General features: G+C 69.5%; 16 protein-coding genes and 1 tRNA gene. 9 read left to right on the forward strand and 8 right to left on the reverse strand.

The annotated features are described in order from the left end of the window. Nucleotides 1–131 precede the first annotated feature (131 nt). From BLW44_RS05840 to BLW44_RS05865, 6 genes are all read left to right on the forward strand, one after another. Nucleotides 132–614, forward strand: coding sequence for a CarD family transcriptional regulator (locus BLW44_RS05840; protein WP_056312597.1), 483 nt, complete (start codon nt 132–134; stop codon nt 612–614). A 73-nt stretch (nt 615–687) separates the two neighbouring features. Further along, the gene (gene ispD / locus BLW44_RS05845) at nt 688–1,902 is read left to right on the forward strand and encodes a 2-C-methyl-D-erythritol 4-phosphate cytidylyltransferase (RefSeq protein WP_420811381.1); all 1,215 of its coding nucleotides are present in this window, start codon (nt 688–690) and stop codon (nt 1,900–1,902) included. A 91-nt stretch (nt 1,903–1,993) separates the two neighbouring features. Beyond that, nucleotides 1,994–2,584, forward strand: coding sequence for a short chain dehydrogenase (locus tag BLW44_RS05850; protein ID WP_060926597.1), 591 nt, complete (start codon nt 1,994–1,996; stop codon nt 2,582–2,584). Between the two features lie 72 nt (nt 2,585–2,656). Then, the gene (cysS, locus tag BLW44_RS05855; RefSeq protein WP_060926598.1) at nt 2,657–4,060 is read left to right on the forward strand and encodes a cysteine--tRNA ligase; all 1,404 of its coding nucleotides are present in this window, start codon (nt 2,657–2,659) and stop codon (nt 4,058–4,060) included. Beyond that, nucleotides 4,053–5,060, forward strand: coding sequence for a 23S rRNA (guanosine(2251)-2'-O)-methyltransferase RlmB (gene rlmB / locus BLW44_RS05860; protein ID WP_060926599.1), 1,008 nt, complete (start codon nt 4,053–4,055; stop codon nt 5,058–5,060). Before cysS ends, rlmB begins: the two co-directional genes overlap by 8 nt. 14 nt (nt 5,061–5,074) lie before the next feature. Continuing rightward, nucleotides 5,075–5,716, forward strand: coding sequence for an NAD(P)-dependent oxidoreductase (locus BLW44_RS05865; RefSeq protein ID WP_060926600.1), 642 nt, complete (start codon nt 5,075–5,077; stop codon nt 5,714–5,716). A gap of 5 nt (nt 5,717–5,721) precedes the next feature. On the opposite strand, the gene BLW44_RS05870 is transcribed toward BLW44_RS05865, so the two are convergent. Next, nucleotides 5,722–7,029 (reverse strand): DUF4032 domain-containing protein, encoded by a 1,308-nt coding sequence (locus tag BLW44_RS05870; RefSeq protein ID WP_060926601.1) that lies wholly within the window; start codon nt 7,027–7,029, stop codon nt 5,722–5,724. Nucleotides 7,030–7,107: 78 nt separating this feature from the next. Beyond that, the gene (locus BLW44_RS05875; protein WP_060926602.1) at nt 7,108–8,211 is read right to left on the reverse strand and encodes an ABC transporter ATP-binding protein; all 1,104 of its coding nucleotides are present in this window, start codon (nt 8,209–8,211) and stop codon (nt 7,108–7,110) included. Nucleotides 8,212–8,440: 229 nt separating this feature from the next. On the opposite strand from BLW44_RS05875, the gene BLW44_RS05880 reads away from it, so the two are divergent. The 3 genes from BLW44_RS05880 to BLW44_RS05890 all read left to right on the forward strand — a co-directional run bounded on the left by BLW44_RS05880 (nt 8,441) and on the right by BLW44_RS05890 (nt 10,584). After that, complete coding sequence (locus tag BLW44_RS05880) at nt 8,441–9,391, forward strand: DsbA family protein (RefSeq protein WP_060926603.1); 951 nt, start codon at nt 8,441–8,443, stop codon at nt 9,389–9,391. 42 nt (nt 9,392–9,433) lie between these two features. Beyond that, nucleotides 9,434–9,506, forward strand: a tRNA-Thr gene (locus tag BLW44_RS05885). A gap of 124 nt (nt 9,507–9,630) precedes the next feature. After that, nucleotides 9,631–10,584 carry an aldo/keto reductase gene (locus BLW44_RS05890; RefSeq protein ID WP_060926604.1) on the forward strand — a complete coding sequence of 318 codons (954 nt, stop codon included), beginning with the start codon at nt 9,631–9,633 and terminating at the stop codon, nt 10,582–10,584. Nucleotides 10,585–10,612: 28 nt separating this feature from the next. Here BLW44_RS05890 and BLW44_RS05895 read toward each other — a convergent pair whose 3' ends face one another. From BLW44_RS05895 to BLW44_RS05920, 6 genes are all read right to left on the reverse strand, one after another. Then, complete coding sequence (locus BLW44_RS05895; RefSeq protein ID WP_060926605.1) at nt 10,613–11,308, reverse strand: response regulator; 696 nt, start codon at nt 11,306–11,308, stop codon at nt 10,613–10,615. After that, entirely contained in the window at nt 11,305–12,567 is a 1,263-nt protein-coding gene (locus tag BLW44_RS05900) for a sensor histidine kinase (RefSeq protein ID WP_060926606.1), read from the reverse strand. Before BLW44_RS05900 ends, BLW44_RS05895 begins: the two co-directional genes overlap by 4 nt. A gap of 37 nt (nt 12,568–12,604) precedes the next feature. Beyond that, nucleotides 12,605–13,414 (reverse strand): ABC-2 transporter permease, encoded by an 810-nt coding sequence (locus tag BLW44_RS05905; RefSeq protein WP_060926607.1) that lies wholly within the window; start codon nt 13,412–13,414, stop codon nt 12,605–12,607. Next, nucleotides 13,411–14,322, reverse strand: coding sequence for an ABC transporter ATP-binding protein (locus BLW44_RS05910; RefSeq protein WP_060926608.1), 912 nt, complete (start codon nt 14,320–14,322; stop codon nt 13,411–13,413). The genes BLW44_RS05905 and BLW44_RS05910 overlap by 4 nt, the downstream gene beginning before the upstream one ends. A gap of 109 nt (nt 14,323–14,431) precedes the next feature. Continuing rightward, a complete protein-coding gene (locus BLW44_RS05915; protein ID WP_060926609.1) occupies nt 14,432–14,833 on the reverse strand; it encodes an MmcQ/YjbR family DNA-binding protein in 402 nt (133 codons plus the stop codon). Between the two features lie 4 nt (nt 14,834–14,837). Beyond that, a complete protein-coding gene (locus BLW44_RS05920) occupies nt 14,838–15,491 on the reverse strand; it encodes an SOS response-associated peptidase family protein (RefSeq protein WP_060926610.1) in 654 nt (217 codons plus the stop codon). Nucleotides 15,492–15,513 lie beyond the last annotated feature (22 nt).

Genomic DNA, 15,513 nt, shown 5'->3' on the forward strand with positions numbered 1-15,513 from the left:
CTCCTGAGGTCCGACGGGATATCCGCATCCCATTCTATGCGTATGCGAGGGGCCGCCAGAGGACGCGGCGGCGCGAACCTTAGCGCATGTCCCCTGTGGTATCCTTGAGGTTGCCGAAAGGACACGTTTTTATGCTTTTTGAGGTTGGCGAAACTGTCGTCTATCCGCACCATGGCGCCGCGACCATCATCGAGGTCAAGGAACGCATCATCAAGGGTGAGGCGAAGAAGTATCTGAAGCTCAACGTCACCCAGGGGGACCTCATCATCGAGGTGCCCGCTGAGAACGTCGATCTTGTGGGAGTCCGCGATGTGATCGGCCGGGAGGGCCTCGACCATGTGTTCGAGGTTCTGCGCGCTCCGTTCACGGAAGAGCCCACGAACTGGTCGCGTCGTTACAAGGCGAACCTCGAGAAGCTCGCCTCCGGCGACGTCATCAAGGTGAGCGAGGTCGTGCGCGACCTGTGGCGTCGGGATCAGGACCGCGGTCTGTCGGCGGGTGAGAAGCGGATGCTGGCCAAGGCGCGTCAGATCCTCATCTCCGAGCTGGCTCTCGCAGAGAAGACCGACGAGGACAAGGCGAGCGCACTGCTCGACGAGGTTCTCGCGTCCTGAGTGGATCGAGACGAGGCGGATGCTCCGGCATCCGCCTTTTTTCGTGCGCGCCGGTAACGTGAACAGGGTGAGCATGCTTCCCGTCCCCGACACCGCGATCATCGTCGTCGCCGCCGGCTCCGGCACGAGGCTGGATGCCGGAGCGCCCAAGGCGTTCGTCGGCATCGACGGCCACTCGATCCTCCGCCACGCGCTCGAGGGGGTCTTCGCCGCAGCGCCCGCCCAGGTGATCGTCGTGGCCCCCGCCGGCTTCGAGGGCGACGCCGAGACCGAGCTGCGGGCGGCAGCGGGACAGCGCCGAGAGTTGGGCCGAGTGGTGACCGGAGGCGACACCCGTCAGCAGTCGGTGGCCGCGGGGCTCGCCGCGCTCTGGGGCGACGTGTCCACGGTGCTGGTGCATGACGCCGCGCGGGCGCTGACTCCGCCCGCCGTCATCGACCGCGTGGCGGATGCCGTCGACGGCGTCGTCGGGGTCATCCCGACCCTTCCTGTGGTCGACACGCTGAAGCGCGTCGACGGCTCGGCGATCGTCGGTCCCGTCGATCGCGACGCGCTGGCGGCGGCCCAGACCCCGCAGGGGTTCCCCCGCGCACTGCTCGAGTCCGCGTATGCGGCGGCGCTCGCATCCGGCATCGAGTACACCGACGACGCGGCCCTGTATGCCGCAGCCGGCCACCGGGTCGGTCATATCCCGGGCGACGCCCGGGGGTTCAAGATCACGACGCCGGCCGATCTCGAGCGCGCGAGGCAGCTGCTGGCCGCCGAGCCCCTGACCGGACCGGCCGTCGCGGCAGCCGATCCGCCGCCGCGCGGGAGTCATCCCCGCGTCGGCATGGGGACGGACGTTCACGCGTTCGGCGGCGAGGGCGATCTCTGGCTCGCGGGGCTCGTGTGGCCTGGGGAACCCGCACTCTCCGGCCATTCCGACGGTGATGCGGTGGCGCACGCGATCGTCGACGCACTGCTGGGCGCCGCGGGCCTCGGCGACATCGGCGAGCACTTCGGAACTGCGCATCCGGAGTACGCCGGTGCTCATGCCGAGGTGTTCCTGGCTCGCACCCGAGAGCTGCTGTCGGAGGCGGGATTCGTGATCGGCAACGTCTCGGCCCAGTTCCAGGGCAACCGCCCTCGCTTCAGCGGGCGGCGCGCGGAGGCCGAGCGGGTGCTTTCCACGGCCCTCGGGGGAGCGCCCGTCTCGGTCACCGCGACCACCACCGACGGGCTGGGCTTCTCGGGCAGGGGCGAGGGGATCGCCGTCACCGCCGTCGCGATCGTCCACCCGCGATGACGGCTCGGTCCGTACGGCGGGGAATGCCCCGGCATCCGCGCTCGTTGTCGCAGGAGGTCGTGCGGTCGTCGCACGCGCAGAGGGAGGCATCATGAGGATTCTCGTCATCGGAGCCGGAGGACAGGTCGGGCGCACGGCGGTCGAGGCGCTGGACGGCCACGAGGTCGTGTCGGCCTCTCGGAGCAGCGAGCCGTCGGTCGACATCACCGACCCGAGCTCGATCGAGCGTCTCTTCGCCTCCACCGGCCAGGTGGATGCCGTGATCGTCGCCGTCGGCGAGGTCCCGTTCCGTCCGCTCGCCGATCTCTCCCACGCGGACTACGAGTCGGCGTTCCGGGGCAAGGTGCTGTCGCAGCTCGACGTTGTCCGCATCGGCACCCCGTATGTGCGCGACGGCGGGTCGATCACCCTCACCTCCGGCATCCTGTCGCGCGAGCCGATCGCCACCGGCGCCGCCGCCTCGCTCGCCAACGGCGCCGTCGAGTCGTACGTCCACGCCGCGGCGACCGAGCTCCCGCGCGGCATCCGCATCAACGCGGTCAGCCCCTCGGTGCTCGAGGACGCCCCGGGGTACCACTCGTCGTTCCCCGGCTTCGTGCCGGTGTCGTCGCACCGCGTGGGGCAGGCGTTCGTGAAAAGCGTGCTCGGCGTGCAGACCGGGCAGGTGTTCCCGGTCGACTGAGCCGGATGCGTCCCGATCTGCGGCCGGGGTCACACCCAGTCAACGCGACCGGCCGCCCGGTAGGCTTGTGCGGTGACTCTCCGCCTCTATGACACCCGCGCGCAGCAGCTGCGGGACTTCGTGCCTCTCGATCCCGAGAACATCACGATGTACGTCTGTGGCGCCACGGTGCAGTCCGGCCCCCACATCGGGCACGTCCGGGCCGCTCTGAGCTTCGATCTCCTCCGCCGCTGGCTGACGCACCGCTACGGTCGGGTCACATTCGTGCGCAATGTCACGGACATCGACGACAAGGTGCTCGCGAATGCGACCGACACCGAGCCGTGGTGGGCGCTGGCCTATCGCATGGAACAGGAGTTCACCGCCGCATATGCCGGGATCGGCATCCTCCCGCCGACGTACGAGCCGCGGGCGACCGCCTCGATTCCGCAGATGCAGGAGATCATCGCGACATTGATCGAGGGCGGTCACGCGTACCCCGCGCCCGACGACTCCGGTGATGTCTACTTCGACGTCCGGTCATGGTCGGACTACGGATCCCTGACGAACCAGTCCGTCGACGCGATGGAGGCGGCGGAGGACGCCGACCCCCGAGGCAAGCGCGCTCCGCAGGATTTCGCCCTCTGGAAGGGCGCGAAGGCCGGCGAGCAGGCGGATGCCACGTGGCAGTCACCCTGGGGAGCGGGCCGCCCCGGATGGCACATCGAATGCTCCGCCATGGCGAAGCGCTACCTCGGCGCAGAGTTCGACATCCACGGCGGCGGACTCGACCTGCGCTTCCCGCACCACGAGAACGAGCTCGCGCAGTCGACTGCGGCCGGAGACGGCTTCGCCCGATACTGGGTGCACAACGGCCTCGTGACCGTCGGCGGCCAGAAGATGTCGAAGTCGTTCGGCAACTTCACCCTCGCCGCCGATGTGCTCGCCGAGCGCGATCCGCAGGTGGTGCGCTACGCCCTGGCGGCCGCGCACTATCGGTCGAGCCTCGACCTCTCCGAGTCGTCCTGGGCCGAAGCGGAGGCGGCACTCGGTCGCATCCGCACGTTCGTCGAGCGCGCCGAGCGCATGCTTCCCCAGACGATCGGCTGGGCGGAGCGCACACCGGTGCCTGAGGCGTTCGCCGCCGCGATGGACGACGACCTCGGCATCCCGCAGGCTCTCGGAGTCATGCACGACACCGTGCGCGCCGGCAACGCGGCGCTCGATGCCGCTGACCTCGACGGGGCGGCGACGGCGAGGCACGAAGTGCTCGCGATGCTCGACGTGCTCGGGTTCGCCCCGGTGGGCGGGGCGACGGGTGGCGGAGCACAGGCATCCGCTCTCGATGCGCTCGTGCGCACGATGATCACCCAGCGCGCCCAGGCACGCGCTGACAAGGACTGGGCGGCGGCCGATCGCATCCGAGATGCGATCGCCGCCGCAGGAATCACGCTGGAGGATTCTCCGGCCGGAACTCATTGGAGTATCGATGGCTAAGCCACAGCGCCCCGGCGCAAGCAACGGCAAGAAGAAGGGCCCCACCAAGGGCACCGGCGGACTCGGACGCAAGTCCCTCGAGGGTCGCGGACCGACGCCCAAGGCGGAGGACCGCGCCTGGCACCCCGCAGGCAAGCGCAAGGCCGCGGCCGAGCGCTACGCCGCATCCGGCGGCAAGGGCAGGCCCGGACAGCAGCGTCAGACGGGCGGGAGCCCGAACCGCTCCGCCCGCGCGAAGGACAACACCACGGATGTCGAGGTCGTCACTGGCCGCAACTCGGTGCTCGAGGCGCTGCGGGCGAAGATCCCGGCGTCGGCGTTCTACATCGCGCAGCGCGTCGAGATGGACGACAGGGTCAAGGAGATGCTGTCGATCGCCACGAACCGCGGCATCCCGGTGCTCGAGGTGACGCGTCAGGAGCTCGACCGCATGGCCGGGTTCGACGGTGTGCACCAGGGCGTCGCCGTCAAGGTTCCCCCTTACGAGTACGCGCATCCGCAGGATCTGCTCGAAGCGGTCATCGACAAGGGCGAGGTCCCGCTGTTCGTCGCCCTCGACGGCATCACCGACCCGCGCAACCTCGGCGCGATCATCCGCTCGACGGGCGCCTTCGGCGGCCACGGCATCATCCTGCCGCAGCGTCGATCGGCCGGAGTGAACTCCGCGGCCTGGAAGACCAGCGCCGGAGCGGCAGCTCGTGTGCCCGTCGCCCTGGCGACCAACCTCACCACGCAGCTCAAGGAGTTCAAGAAGCAGGGCGTCTTCGTCCTCGGCCTCGACGGCGACGGCGACGTGCTGCTCCCCGAGCTGCAGCTGGCCGATCGTCCGGTCGTGATCGTCACAGGGTCCGAGGGCAAGGGCCTCTCGCGTCTGGTGGCCGAGACGTGCGACCAGATCGTGTCGATCCCGATTTCGGCCGTGACCGAATCGCTGAACGCCGGCATCGCGACCTCCGTCGCGCTGTACCAGGTGTCGACCATCCGCAACGCCAAGAAGTAGGGGAGAAGCGCGTCATGGCTCGTATCGTCGTTCTCGGAGGAACCGGCTACGCCGGCCGTCACATCGTGTCCGAGGCGGTGAGCCGCGGCCATGACGTGATCGCGATCTCGCGCAGCATCCCGACGGATGCGGTCGAGGGTGCCTCGTATGTCCAGGGCTCCGCGCTGGACATCTCCTCGCTCGCCAACGCGTTCGACGGAGCGGATGCCGTGGTCTCCGCCCTCTCGCCGCGCGGCGACATGGCCGACCGGGTGCTGGAGGCGCTGACGAACGTCATCGCCGAGCTCGCGGATACGAGCACGCGCCTGGGCGTCATCGGCGGCGCCGGCGGGAGCCTCGTGACTCCCGAAGGTCCGCGCCTGTTCGATCTGGACTTCCCCGAGGAGTACAAGCACGAGGCGCAGGTCGGCATCGATTCGCTCGCGCTGCTCGAGTCCACCGACGCGTCGCTGGACTGGTTCTTCATCCACCCGGCCGAGGTCTTCGGGCCGTGGGCCGAGGGCGAGCGCACCGGACACTACCGCGACGGCGGCGACGTGCTGGTGCGGGATGCCGAGGGCAGGTCGTTCATCTCGGGTGCCGACTTCGCGGTCGCCGTGGTCGACGAGATCGAGCGTCCGGCCCACCGCCGCGGTCGTTTCACCGTCGGATACTGAGCGGATCAGACGAGGTCGCGCCAGTCGACCTCGTCATCGTCGTCGTCTGACACCGGGTTCGCGCCGGTGATGACGGGCAGGCTCATCGTCTCGGTGGGCGGCCCCATGATCGTGGCCTCGTCGCGCCGGTGCCGCAGCACCTCCTTGACGTAGCTCGTCAGCACCTCGGCGAGCGGCACGGAACGCCCCTGCGCCTGAGACAGGTACCAGCGGTGCTCCAGCACCTGGTGAAACACCTCGGCCGGCTCGAGCTTCGCGCGCAGCTCGTAGGGGATCGCGCGCACGACGGGCTCGAACACGCGGGTGAGCCACTCGTGGGCGTACATCTCCTCGTCGGCCCACTGCTTGGTCGACCGGGCGCGGAACTCGTCGAGGTCGTTGAGCAGGCGGCGCGCCTGGTTCTCCTCCACGTCGAGGCCCGTGAGACGGATCAGGCGACGCTGGTGGTGGCCCGCATCGACCACCTTCGGCTGGATCTCCACGACCGTCCCGTCGGAGGTGGTCGACATCGACATCTCGTCGATGTCGAACCCGAGTGCGTTGAGGCGTTCGACCCGCTCGGTGATCCGCCAGGTCTCTGCGGCGGAGAAGGACTCCTGGGCGGTCAGCTCCGCCCACAGCGACCGGTACGACGACACGATGCCGTCCGCGATCGCGATCGCGTCGACGCCGTGCTCGAGACGTCCGCCGGCGGCGAGATCCATGACCTCTCCGGCGATGTTCGTGCGGGCGAGGTCGAGGTCGTACGCCCGCTGGCCGTCGGTGAGGCCCTCTTCGTGCAGCTCACCCGTCTCGGCATCGACCAGGTAGGCGGCGAACGCGCCGGCGTCACGGCGGAAAAGCGTGTTCGACAGCGACACGTCGCCCCAGTAGAAGCCGACGTTGTGCAGTCGCACCAGAAGCACGGCGAGAGCGTCGACGAGTCGGTTGGCAGTGTCCGGACGCAGCACCCGCGTGAAGAGCGCGCGGTAGGGCATCGAGAACCGCAGGTGCGAGGTGACGAGGGCGGCAGGCAGCGGCTCGCCGTCGGCATCCGTCCGTCCGGCGATCACGGCGACGCGGTCGACGCACGGGACGTCCAGGCGAGCGAGGTTGCCCAGCATCTCGTACTCGCGCCTGGCCATCTCGTCGGTCGTCTCCTTGACGGCGACGACACGACCGGACAGGTCGGCGAACCGCACCAGGTGCCGGGAGAGGCCCTTCGGCAGCGACACGATCTTCTCGGACGGCCACTTCGCGAGCGATGTCGACCAGGGCAGGGCCAGCAGGCCGGGATCGATCGAGCTCGCGGTGATCCGCAGCGCATCCTGCATGACTCTCCAGGGGGTGGGGGTGAAACCAGAAGCGGCGCGGGCGACCGAAGTCTGCCCGCGCCGCGTCAGTGGATCCGATCAGGCGGAGACGATCGGCTTGTCGTTCAGACGGACACCCGACTCGATGTCGAAGGCGTGCACGTGGCCCGCGTTCGCAGCGAGGGTGACGGTCTCACCCGCGTTGGGGTGGCTGCGGCCGTCGACGCGGGCGACGAGGTCGGCGCGCTTTCCGTTGATCTCGGTGTGGCCGTAGAGGTAGCCATCGGCGCCGAGCTCCTCGACGAGGTCCACGACGACCGAGAGGCCCTTGCCGTCGGCGGGGCCGACGGTGATGTCCTCGGGGCGGACGCCGACGGTGACCTGCGAGCCGTTCGCACGACCCACGGTGTCGCGGTCGAGCGGGACGACCTCGGTGCCGAAGCGCACGCCGCCGTCGGCGAGGTCAGCGCTGAACAGGTTCATCGCAGGGGAGCCGATGAAGCCGGCGACGAACACGTTCTCGGGCTTCTCGTACAGGTCGCGCGGGGTGCCGACCTGCTGCAGCAGGCCGTCCTTCAGAACGGCGATGCGGTCACCCATGGTGAGGGCCTCGGTCTGGTCGTGCGTGACGTAGACCGTGGTGACACCGAGACGACGCTGCAGCGACGCGATCTGCGTACGGGTTTGCACGCGCAGCTTGGCGTCGAGGTTCGACAGCGGCTCGTCCATGAGGAAGACCTGCGGCTGACGCACGATGGCGCGGCCCATGGCGACACGCTGACGCTGACCACCGGAGAGGGCCTTCGGCTTGCGGGTCAGGTACTCCTCGAGGTCGAGCAGCTTGGCGGCCTCGAGCACGCGGGTGGCGCGCTCTTCTTTGCCGACGCCGGCGATCTTGAGCGCGAAGCCCATGTTCTCGGCGACCGTCATGTGCGGGTACAGCGCGTAGTTCTGGAAGACCATCGCGATGTCGCGGTCCTTCGGGGGCACGTCGGTGACGTCGCGGTCACCGATGAGGATGCGTCCCGCGTTGACCTCTTCGAGGCCGGCGAGCATACGCAGCGAGGTGGACTTACCGCAGCCGGAGGGGCCGACGAGAACGAGGAATTCGCCATCGGCGACCTCGAGGTTCAGCTTGTCGACAGCCGGGCGGGTTCCGCCGGGGTAGAGGCGGGTGGCCTCGTCGAAAGTCACAGATGCCATTGTGTTTCTCCTTCACCGGCAGGTACGTGCCGGACGATCCGTAGTGATAGAGCGGCGGAGCGATCCGCCGTGACCCCTCATCGGGTCGGGTTCAGTATGGCAGATGCCGGTCCATCTGGGTATTTCTCAGCCAGGCTGGTTAACATCGATCTCGGCCGCTTTTCGCGGCGTTCGCCACCCGAGTGGTGTCCGGGGCCACCCTGCCCCCCTGAGACTGTCTAGAGGAACGATGTCGAGCGACGAGACGCCGAACGTCCCCAGCCCTCGCAATTCGCGTGAGGCCGTGCGGGAGAAGGCACAGAAGGTGCACGCCCAGCAGTCGAGGGCGCGCCTGATGCGACGAATCATCCTCGGTGTCGTCGCCGTCGTCGCGGTCGGCGCCATCGGCACCGCCATCACCCTCGCCGTCACGGCGCAGGTGTCCAAGCCGCAGCTGACGCCGGGCGGCATGGACCACGACGGCATCCTCGTCTCCGACATCAGTGCAGCGGCCGTCTCGGACGAGGCGATCGCGACCCCGAGCCCCGACGAGACCGAAGCGGGCGGCGAGTCGACCCCGACTCCCGAGCCCACGACGTCGAGCACCGTCGACATCCACATCTACGTCGACTACCTGTCGCCCGATGCCGGCGAGTTCGAGCGCGCGAATGCCCGCCAGCTCGTCAACTGGATCTCCGAGGGCGCGGCTACCGTGACCTACCACCCTGTCGCGCTCCTGACCGCGAGCTCGAACGGCACCAAGTACTCGCTGCGCTCCGCTGCGGCGGCCGCGTGCGTCGCGACGCACTCGCCCGAGCAGTTCTACGCCTTCAACCACGATCTGCTCGACGACCAGCCCGAGGTGAACACGGACGGCTTCTCGGACGAACAGCTCGCCGACATCGCCGGTGCCGTCGGCTCGGACAACGTCAAGAGCGTCCGGTCGTGCATCGAGGATCAGGACTACGTGACCTGGGCGAAGGATGCCACCTCTCGCGCTCTCGAGGGACCGCTGGTGGGCTCCGATGACCTCGTGCTGACGGCTGCGCCGATGATCGTCGTCAACGGCGAGGCATACGTCGGGGCACTCGACGACCCGAGCGAGTTCTCGCAGTTCGTGCTGACCGTCGCCAGCGACGCGTACTACGCCACGGAGTCGCCGACGCCCACTCCGGCCCCGTCGCCCAGCACCACGCCGTAGTTTCTCGGTGCCCTCCGCCCGTCGCTAAGCTGGGTGGCGTCCGCCGACTTGGCGCAATTGGTAGCGCACCGTACTTGTAATACGGGGGTTGCAGGTTCGAGTCCTGTAGTCGGCACCGCACATGAAGGCCCGCCCCGGGAGAACACGGGGGCGGGCCTTCATCGCACGCTCACCGACCGGCATCCGACATTCGCCGTCACCCACGAAATACTGTGCGGCGGTGGCCGGTTGTCCCTGGCATGACCCGTATCGGACACAGTGACCTCGACGTCTTCCCCCTCGCACTCGGCGGCAACGTCTTCGGCTGGACGGCCGACCGCGACGAATCCTTCGCGGTGCTCGACGCTTTCATCGACGGAGGCGGAGACTTCATCGACACCGCCGACTCGTACAGCTCCTGGGTGCCGGGCAACTCCGGCGGCGAGAGCGAGACGATCATCGGCGAGTGGCTCGCATCCCGCAAGCCCGCGGACGTGACCGTCGCCACGAAGGTGAGTCAGCATCCGGACTTCTCCGGGCTCGCGGCCTCGAACGTCCGCAAGGCCGCCGAGGCCTCCCTCGCGCGGCTGGGGGTCGACACCATCGACCTCTACTACGCGCACTTCGATGACGCGAGCGTGCCCCTCGAGGAGACGGTGACCGCGTTCGGCCAGCTCGTGAGCGACGGCCTGGTGCGCAACGTGGCCGTGTCGAACTACAGCGCCGAGCGCATCCGCGAGTGGATCGAGATCGCTCGTCGCACCGGTGTCGCCCTGCCCGTCGCCGTGCAGCCGCACTACAACCTCGTGCACCGCAACGTCGTCGAGGAGACGATCATCCCGGTCGCCGAGGAGTTCGACCTCGGTCTCGTGCCGTACTACTCGTTGGCCAGCGGCTTCCTCACCGGCAAGTACCGCAGCGCGGACACTGCGGGGCAGACCTCTCCCCGTGCCGCCGGTGCGGCGAAGTACGCCACCGAGGCGGGGCTGCGCATCATCGACGAGCTGGAGCGGATCGGCGACGCGCACGGAGCCACGATCGCAGCGACCGCGCTCGCCTGGCTGCGGGCGAAGCCGACTGTGGCCGCCCCCATCGCCAGCGCACGCACGGTCGCCCAGGTGCCCGATCTGCTCGCCGGGGCACGGCTGGAGCTCACCGCGGACGAGGTCGAGGCCCTCGATCGCGTCTCGGAGTGGACGCCGACCACGGCCTAAGGCCGCCCAGGCTGCCCTCCGGTTCCGCTCACGAGCCGGAGGGCAGCTCCTCGTCAGGGACGAGTCCGAGACGGTGGGCGAGGATCACCAGATGGATGCGGTCGCGAGCACCGAGCTTCGCGAGGACCCGCCCCACGTGCGTCTTCACCGTGGACTCGCTGACGAACAGTGCCGTAGCGATCTCGGCGTTGGTGAGACCCCTGGCGATCTCGAGGAAGACGTCGCGCTCGCGGTCGGTCAGCTCCGAGGTCGGATCCTCGACGGCGGACGGAGCAGCCGCGGCGGCGGTGCCCAGCTGAGGGGTCACGTGCTCCAGGAGCATCCGCGTCACACGGGGAGCGAGAGCCGCGTCGCCGCGATGCACGGCCCGGATGGCGGAGATCATCTCGTGGCGCTGCGCATCCTTCAGGAGGAAGCCGCTCGCGCCCGCGCGGATCGCGCCGAACGCGTACTCGTCGAGGTCGAAAGTGGTCAGCACGAGTACACGGGTCTCGGGATGCGCGCGCACGATCGCCTCGGTCGCGGCGATGCCGTCGAGTCCCGGCATCCGGATGTCCATCAGCACGACGTCGGGATGCAGAGCCGTCGCCTGGGCGATCGCGGCATGACCGTCGGCGGCCTCGCCGATGACGACCAGGTCGTCCTCGGCGTCGAGCACCATCCGGAAGCCGAACCGGATGAGCTCCTGGTCATCGACCAGGAGGAGGGTGATCGGGTCGGTCATGGGCGTTCCTTCGGTTCGTCTACGGGGTCGGGTGTGCGCGTGGGGAGTTCGGCGCGGAGCATCCACCGGCCGTCTTCGATCGGCAGGGAGGTGATCGTGCCGCCCGCATGCGCCGCGCGCTCCGCCAGACCGCGGAGCCCGAATCCCGAGCTGCCGACGGTCGGTCGTGCGCCGTCGTTGACGATCTCGACCGTCACCGACTCCTCCGAGTAGGCGAGCTGCACAGCGATCGACGTGGCCGAGGGTGCGTGACGCATGGCATTCGTGACGCCCTCCTGCACGATGCGACCGACCGCGTGCGCGACCGTCGGTGCGAGGGCTGCGCCTCCCACGACCGACAGCGTCACGGGGTAGCCGGCGCGCTGGGCCTGCGCGACCGTCTCCTGAGGAGGCGTCGGCTCCAGGGGAGCGAGAGGGAGGGGCGAATCGTCGGCGCGGAGCACGCCGAGCATCGCTCGCATCTCGGTGAGAGCGCTGCGCGCCGTCTCGGCGGCGGACGATGCGGCAGCGCGCGCCTGCTCCCGGTCCGGCGTCGCGGCAGCGCCCTCGGACAGGGCCACGATCACGGTGAGGGAGTGGGAGACGATGTCGTGCATCTCCCTGGCGATGCGCGCCCGCTCATCGGCCGCGGCGAGCTGAGCCTGCTGATCGCGTTCGACGAGCAGCTGACGCGACCGGTCGATCACCGCCGCGAGGTAGCGCTTGCGCCCGCCGACGTTGACGCCGATGAGGGTGCCGATCAAGCCGAGCACGACCGACATCAGCACGGCGTTCGCGGCGACCTGCAAGGTGATGACGCCAGTGAGCGTGAGCAGACCTCCGAATGCCGCGAGCGAGGCGACGCCGATGCCGAACCCGGTCCAGGCTGCTCGCGACGAGCGGTACACGGCGAGCGAGTAGCAGGTGACCAGCATCAGCGGCGAGCCGATCGGGGCCAGCGCGAAGAGGAACCCCGCTTCGAGGAGGAATGCCGCCACGAACGGCACCAGGGGACGCGTCCGCCGCCAGAGCAGCGTGGCGCAGGCCGCAAGCACTGCCGCGGGGGTCAGGATCGACAGGCCGATCGCGATCGGCGCCGGCAGATCGCGGGTGATGGTCCCCGCCGGCACCAGCGAGAGAAGCAGGCACACCAGCGCGATCAGCACATCGGCGACCACCGGATGCCGAGCCCAGAACCGGCGCAGCACACCCGGGGGACGCGGCAGCCGCAGCCCCTCGTCCTCTCGGACCGAGGGGCTGCGGCTGCGCGTTCTGCTCACCGGCCGACTCTACGCGGCTGTGCGGGCGGGGGAGTGGTCACGCGTCGCGAGTGCGCAGGACCGCCCACGCGGCGAGCAGGCCACCGGCCACCCACCCGGCCAGCGTGAGGTAGGCGACAGGTCCCTCGAGGGCTGCGCCGTCGGGGAGGATCGCGCTCTGCGCGGCGGCGACGGGCAGGTAGTTCGCGGCATCCATCACCCAGGTCCAGGCCTCGCCGGCGACCGCGAAGAAGCTCGCGACGATCGGCAGCACGAACAGGAGGCCCACGGTCGCGGCGATCGCTCCGGCGCCCGAGCGCAGGATGAACCCGAAGGCGACGCCGATGAGTGCGAACACCGCCATGGCGAGCGAGGACACCACGATCGGCAACAGCGAGGCCGAGGGGTCGGACCAGTCGATGCTCTGATCGCGCGGAGCGACGACGGCCGAGACGGCGACGGCCGCGAGAGTGAAGATGACCAGCGACGACACGAACAGGAAGAGCCCGACGACCACGGCCTTGGCGGCCAGCACCGACCCGCGCTTCGGGTTCGCGGCGAGGGTCGAGCGGATCATGCCCGTCGAGTACTCGCCGGTGACCGAGATCGCGCCAAGGATGCCCGCGAGCAGCATCGTGAACTGGATCGGCATGACCACGGCCTGGATGGGCTCGAACCCGGGCAGGTCGATCGCCTGGGCGATGAGCACGGCGATGCCGATCGTGAGGATCGCGGCGATGCCGATCGACCACCACGTGGAGCGCAGGGTGGACAGCTTGATCCACTCTCCGCGCAGTGCGCGCAAGAAGGAGAGGTGGCGTCCTGTGTCGACGCGCTGACGGGTGAGGGGCGGAGCCTGGACGGTCATGAGATCTCCTTCGTCCGGTATTCGACGGAGTCGCCGGTGAGGGCGAGGTAGGCGTCTTCGAGCGAGCCCGTGGTCGGAGTGAGCTCGTGCAGGGGGATGCCGCGTTCTGCGGCGAGGTCGCCGATGCGGGAGGCGGGGAGCCCGACGATGTCGAGCAGGTCGGGGGCGGAGCTCACGACCTCGACGGAGGGACCGCCCACGGCCGCCACGAGATCGGCCGGCCGCGGCGTACGCACCCTGACCGTGTTCGTGGTCCAGGCGCGGACGAGCTCGTCGATCGGCGCGTCGGCGAGGACACGCCCTCGTCCCATCACGATGACGTGGTCGGCGGTCTGCGCCATCTCGCTCATCAGGTGGCTGGAGAGGAGGACGGTGCGGCCCTCGGAGGCGGCGTGGCGAACGAACTGGCGCACCCAGCGCACCCCCTCGGGGTCGAGGCCGTTGACCGGCTCGTCGAGGATCAGGGTGTGCGGATCGCCCAGCAGAGCCGACGCGATCCCCAGTCGCTGTCCCATGCCGAGGGAGAACTTGCCGGCGCGCTTGCGGGCCACCGGCCCGATGCCTGCGAGGTCGATGACCTCGTCGACGCGAGAGGCAGGGATGCCGTGCGTCGCCGCCACGGCTCGCAGGTGGTTGCGCGCGGTGCGGCCCGTGTGCACGGCCTTCGCGTCGAGGAGGACCCCGACCTCCGTGAGCGGCGCCCGGAGCTTGCGGTACTCGCGGCCGGCGACGGTGGCCGTGCCGGACGTCGGCCGGTCGAGGCCGACGATCATCCGCATCGTGGTCGACTTGCCGGCACCGTTCGGGCCGAGGAAGCCGGTGACGCTGCCCGGCTGGACGGTGAACGACACGTCCTGGACGGCCGTCTTGTCTCCGAATCTCTTCGTGAGGCCTTCTGCTGTGATCATGGGATCGACGCTACCGAGCGTGATCGGGGCTGCGCGTCCTCCCCGGGTACCGTTCCCCGCCGCGCGGGGGTCCTCCGCGCGGAGGATGCCGTAGGGCTGCGGTGCCGGCCTATTGCGCTCCGGTCTGTTCCGGTGCCGGTCGCGCGAACAGCTGCGGATCGACCGGCCGCTGGGCCAGAGGGAGCTTCTCGACCACCAGCAGGTACGACTCCGTCACGAGCTCGGTCACCAGCTCGTCCTCCAGCGAGGAACCCGGCAGCAGCGTGATCCAGTGCTTCTTGTTCATGTGATAGCCCGGCACGATGTCGGCGAACGTCTCCCGCAGCGCCACCGAGTCGTCGGGATGGGACTTCAGGGTCACGCGTCCGGTGCCGTCGAGCGGCACGAGCAGGAAGACGCGTCCTCGGACCTTGTAGACGTCCCACTCCGGCCCGAAAGGGTTCTCCCGGACTGCACCGGGGAGCTCCTCGGCGCGCGATGTCGCCGTGGCGACCAGCTGTGTCGGATCCATGCCGTCAGAAGAGCCGATCCGCGCCCTTGTCGTCCGCTCTCGGAGCGGCGCGCACCCGCTCGTCGAGGGCGGCGGCTGCGGCGAGAGCCTCGTCGATGATCTCCCTGCCCGGCTCGGCGGTCAGCCAGTCGTCGCTCAGCGACGCGGGGATCAGCAGCGGCATCCGGTCGTGGATGCCGGCGAGATGCTCGGGCGCGGGGCGCATCACGATCGAGTAGCAGGTGAACGACTGTCCGTCGGCGGTGCGCCCGCGCTGGGTGACCGCGGCCATGCCGAACAGCGCCCCGTCATCGACCACGAACTCGTGCCACACCCGCTCGGGCTTCTTCATCTCGTACCAGCTGGTCGCCGGCACCAGGGCCCGGCTCTTCAGCCCGCCCGGCCGGTCTTGCAGCCGCTCGGAGCGGGTGTTGATCGAGGGGAACTTCGCCGGCTCTCCGCCGACGAGGAATCCCCACCAGGCGGGCTCCAGCTCCGGCGTGCTGTCGGGCTGCACGACGATGGGGTTGAGGTTGCGGAGGTTCTTGCCGGTCGGACGCACCGTCTCGCGGGCGTTCTGCTCCGCCCAGTCGCGCAGCCCGTCGAGCACCGCCTCGTCGGCGGCAGCGAGGAGCTCGGTGTCGGTGAATCGGGGATCCAGGCCATAACTCGCGCACATGCCGCCAGGGTACGCCCCGTCT

Origin of the sequence: Microbacterium hydrocarbonoxydans, assembly GCF_900105205.1 — a bacterium.
Classification (GTDB): domain Bacteria; phylum Actinomycetota; class Actinomycetes; order Actinomycetales; family Microbacteriaceae; genus Microbacterium; species Microbacterium hydrocarbonoxydans.

Bases quoted from the DNA above. Each gene is read 5' to 3' on its own strand.
- BLW44_RS05840 (WP_056312597.1), top strand. From the start codon at position 132: ATGCTTTTTGAGGTTGGCGAAACTGTCGTCTATCCGCACCATGGCGCC.
- BLW44_RS05920 (WP_060926610.1), bottom strand. From the start codon at position 15,491: ATGTGCGCGAGTTATGGCCTGGATCCCCGATTCACCGACACCGAGCTC.
- ispD (WP_420811381.1), top strand. From the start codon at position 688: ATGCTTCCCGTCCCCGACACCGCGATCATCGTCGTCGCCGCCGGCTCC.
- BLW44_RS05910 (WP_060926608.1), bottom strand. From the start codon at position 14,322: ATGATCACAGCAGAAGGCCTCACGAAGAGATTCGGAGACAAGACGGCC.
- BLW44_RS05880 (WP_060926603.1), top strand. From the start codon at position 8,441: ATGTCGAGCGACGAGACGCCGAACGTCCCCAGCCCTCGCAATTCGCGT.
- BLW44_RS05915 (WP_060926609.1), bottom strand. From the start codon at position 14,833: ATGGATCCGACACAGCTGGTCGCCACGGCGACATCGCGCGCCGAGGAG.
- BLW44_RS05895 (WP_060926605.1), bottom strand. From the start codon at position 11,308: ATGACCGACCCGATCACCCTCCTCCTGGTCGATGACCAGGAGCTCATC.
- BLW44_RS05865 (WP_060926600.1), top strand. From the start codon at position 5,075: ATGGCTCGTATCGTCGTTCTCGGAGGAACCGGCTACGCCGGCCGTCAC.
- BLW44_RS05890 (WP_060926604.1), top strand. From the start codon at position 9,631: ATGACCCGTATCGGACACAGTGACCTCGACGTCTTCCCCCTCGCACTC.
- BLW44_RS05850 (WP_060926597.1), top strand. From the start codon at position 1,994: ATGAGGATTCTCGTCATCGGAGCCGGAGGACAGGTCGGGCGCACGGCG.
- BLW44_RS05905 (WP_060926607.1), bottom strand. From the start codon at position 13,414: ATGACCGTCCAGGCTCCGCCCCTCACCCGTCAGCGCGTCGACACAGGA.
- rlmB (WP_060926599.1), top strand. From the start codon at position 4,053: ATGGCTAAGCCACAGCGCCCCGGCGCAAGCAACGGCAAGAAGAAGGGC.
- BLW44_RS05870 (WP_060926601.1), bottom strand. From the start codon at position 7,029: ATGCAGGATGCGCTGCGGATCACCGCGAGCTCGATCGATCCCGGCCTG.
- BLW44_RS05875 (WP_060926602.1), bottom strand. From the start codon at position 8,211: ATGGCATCTGTGACTTTCGACGAGGCCACCCGCCTCTACCCCGGCGGA.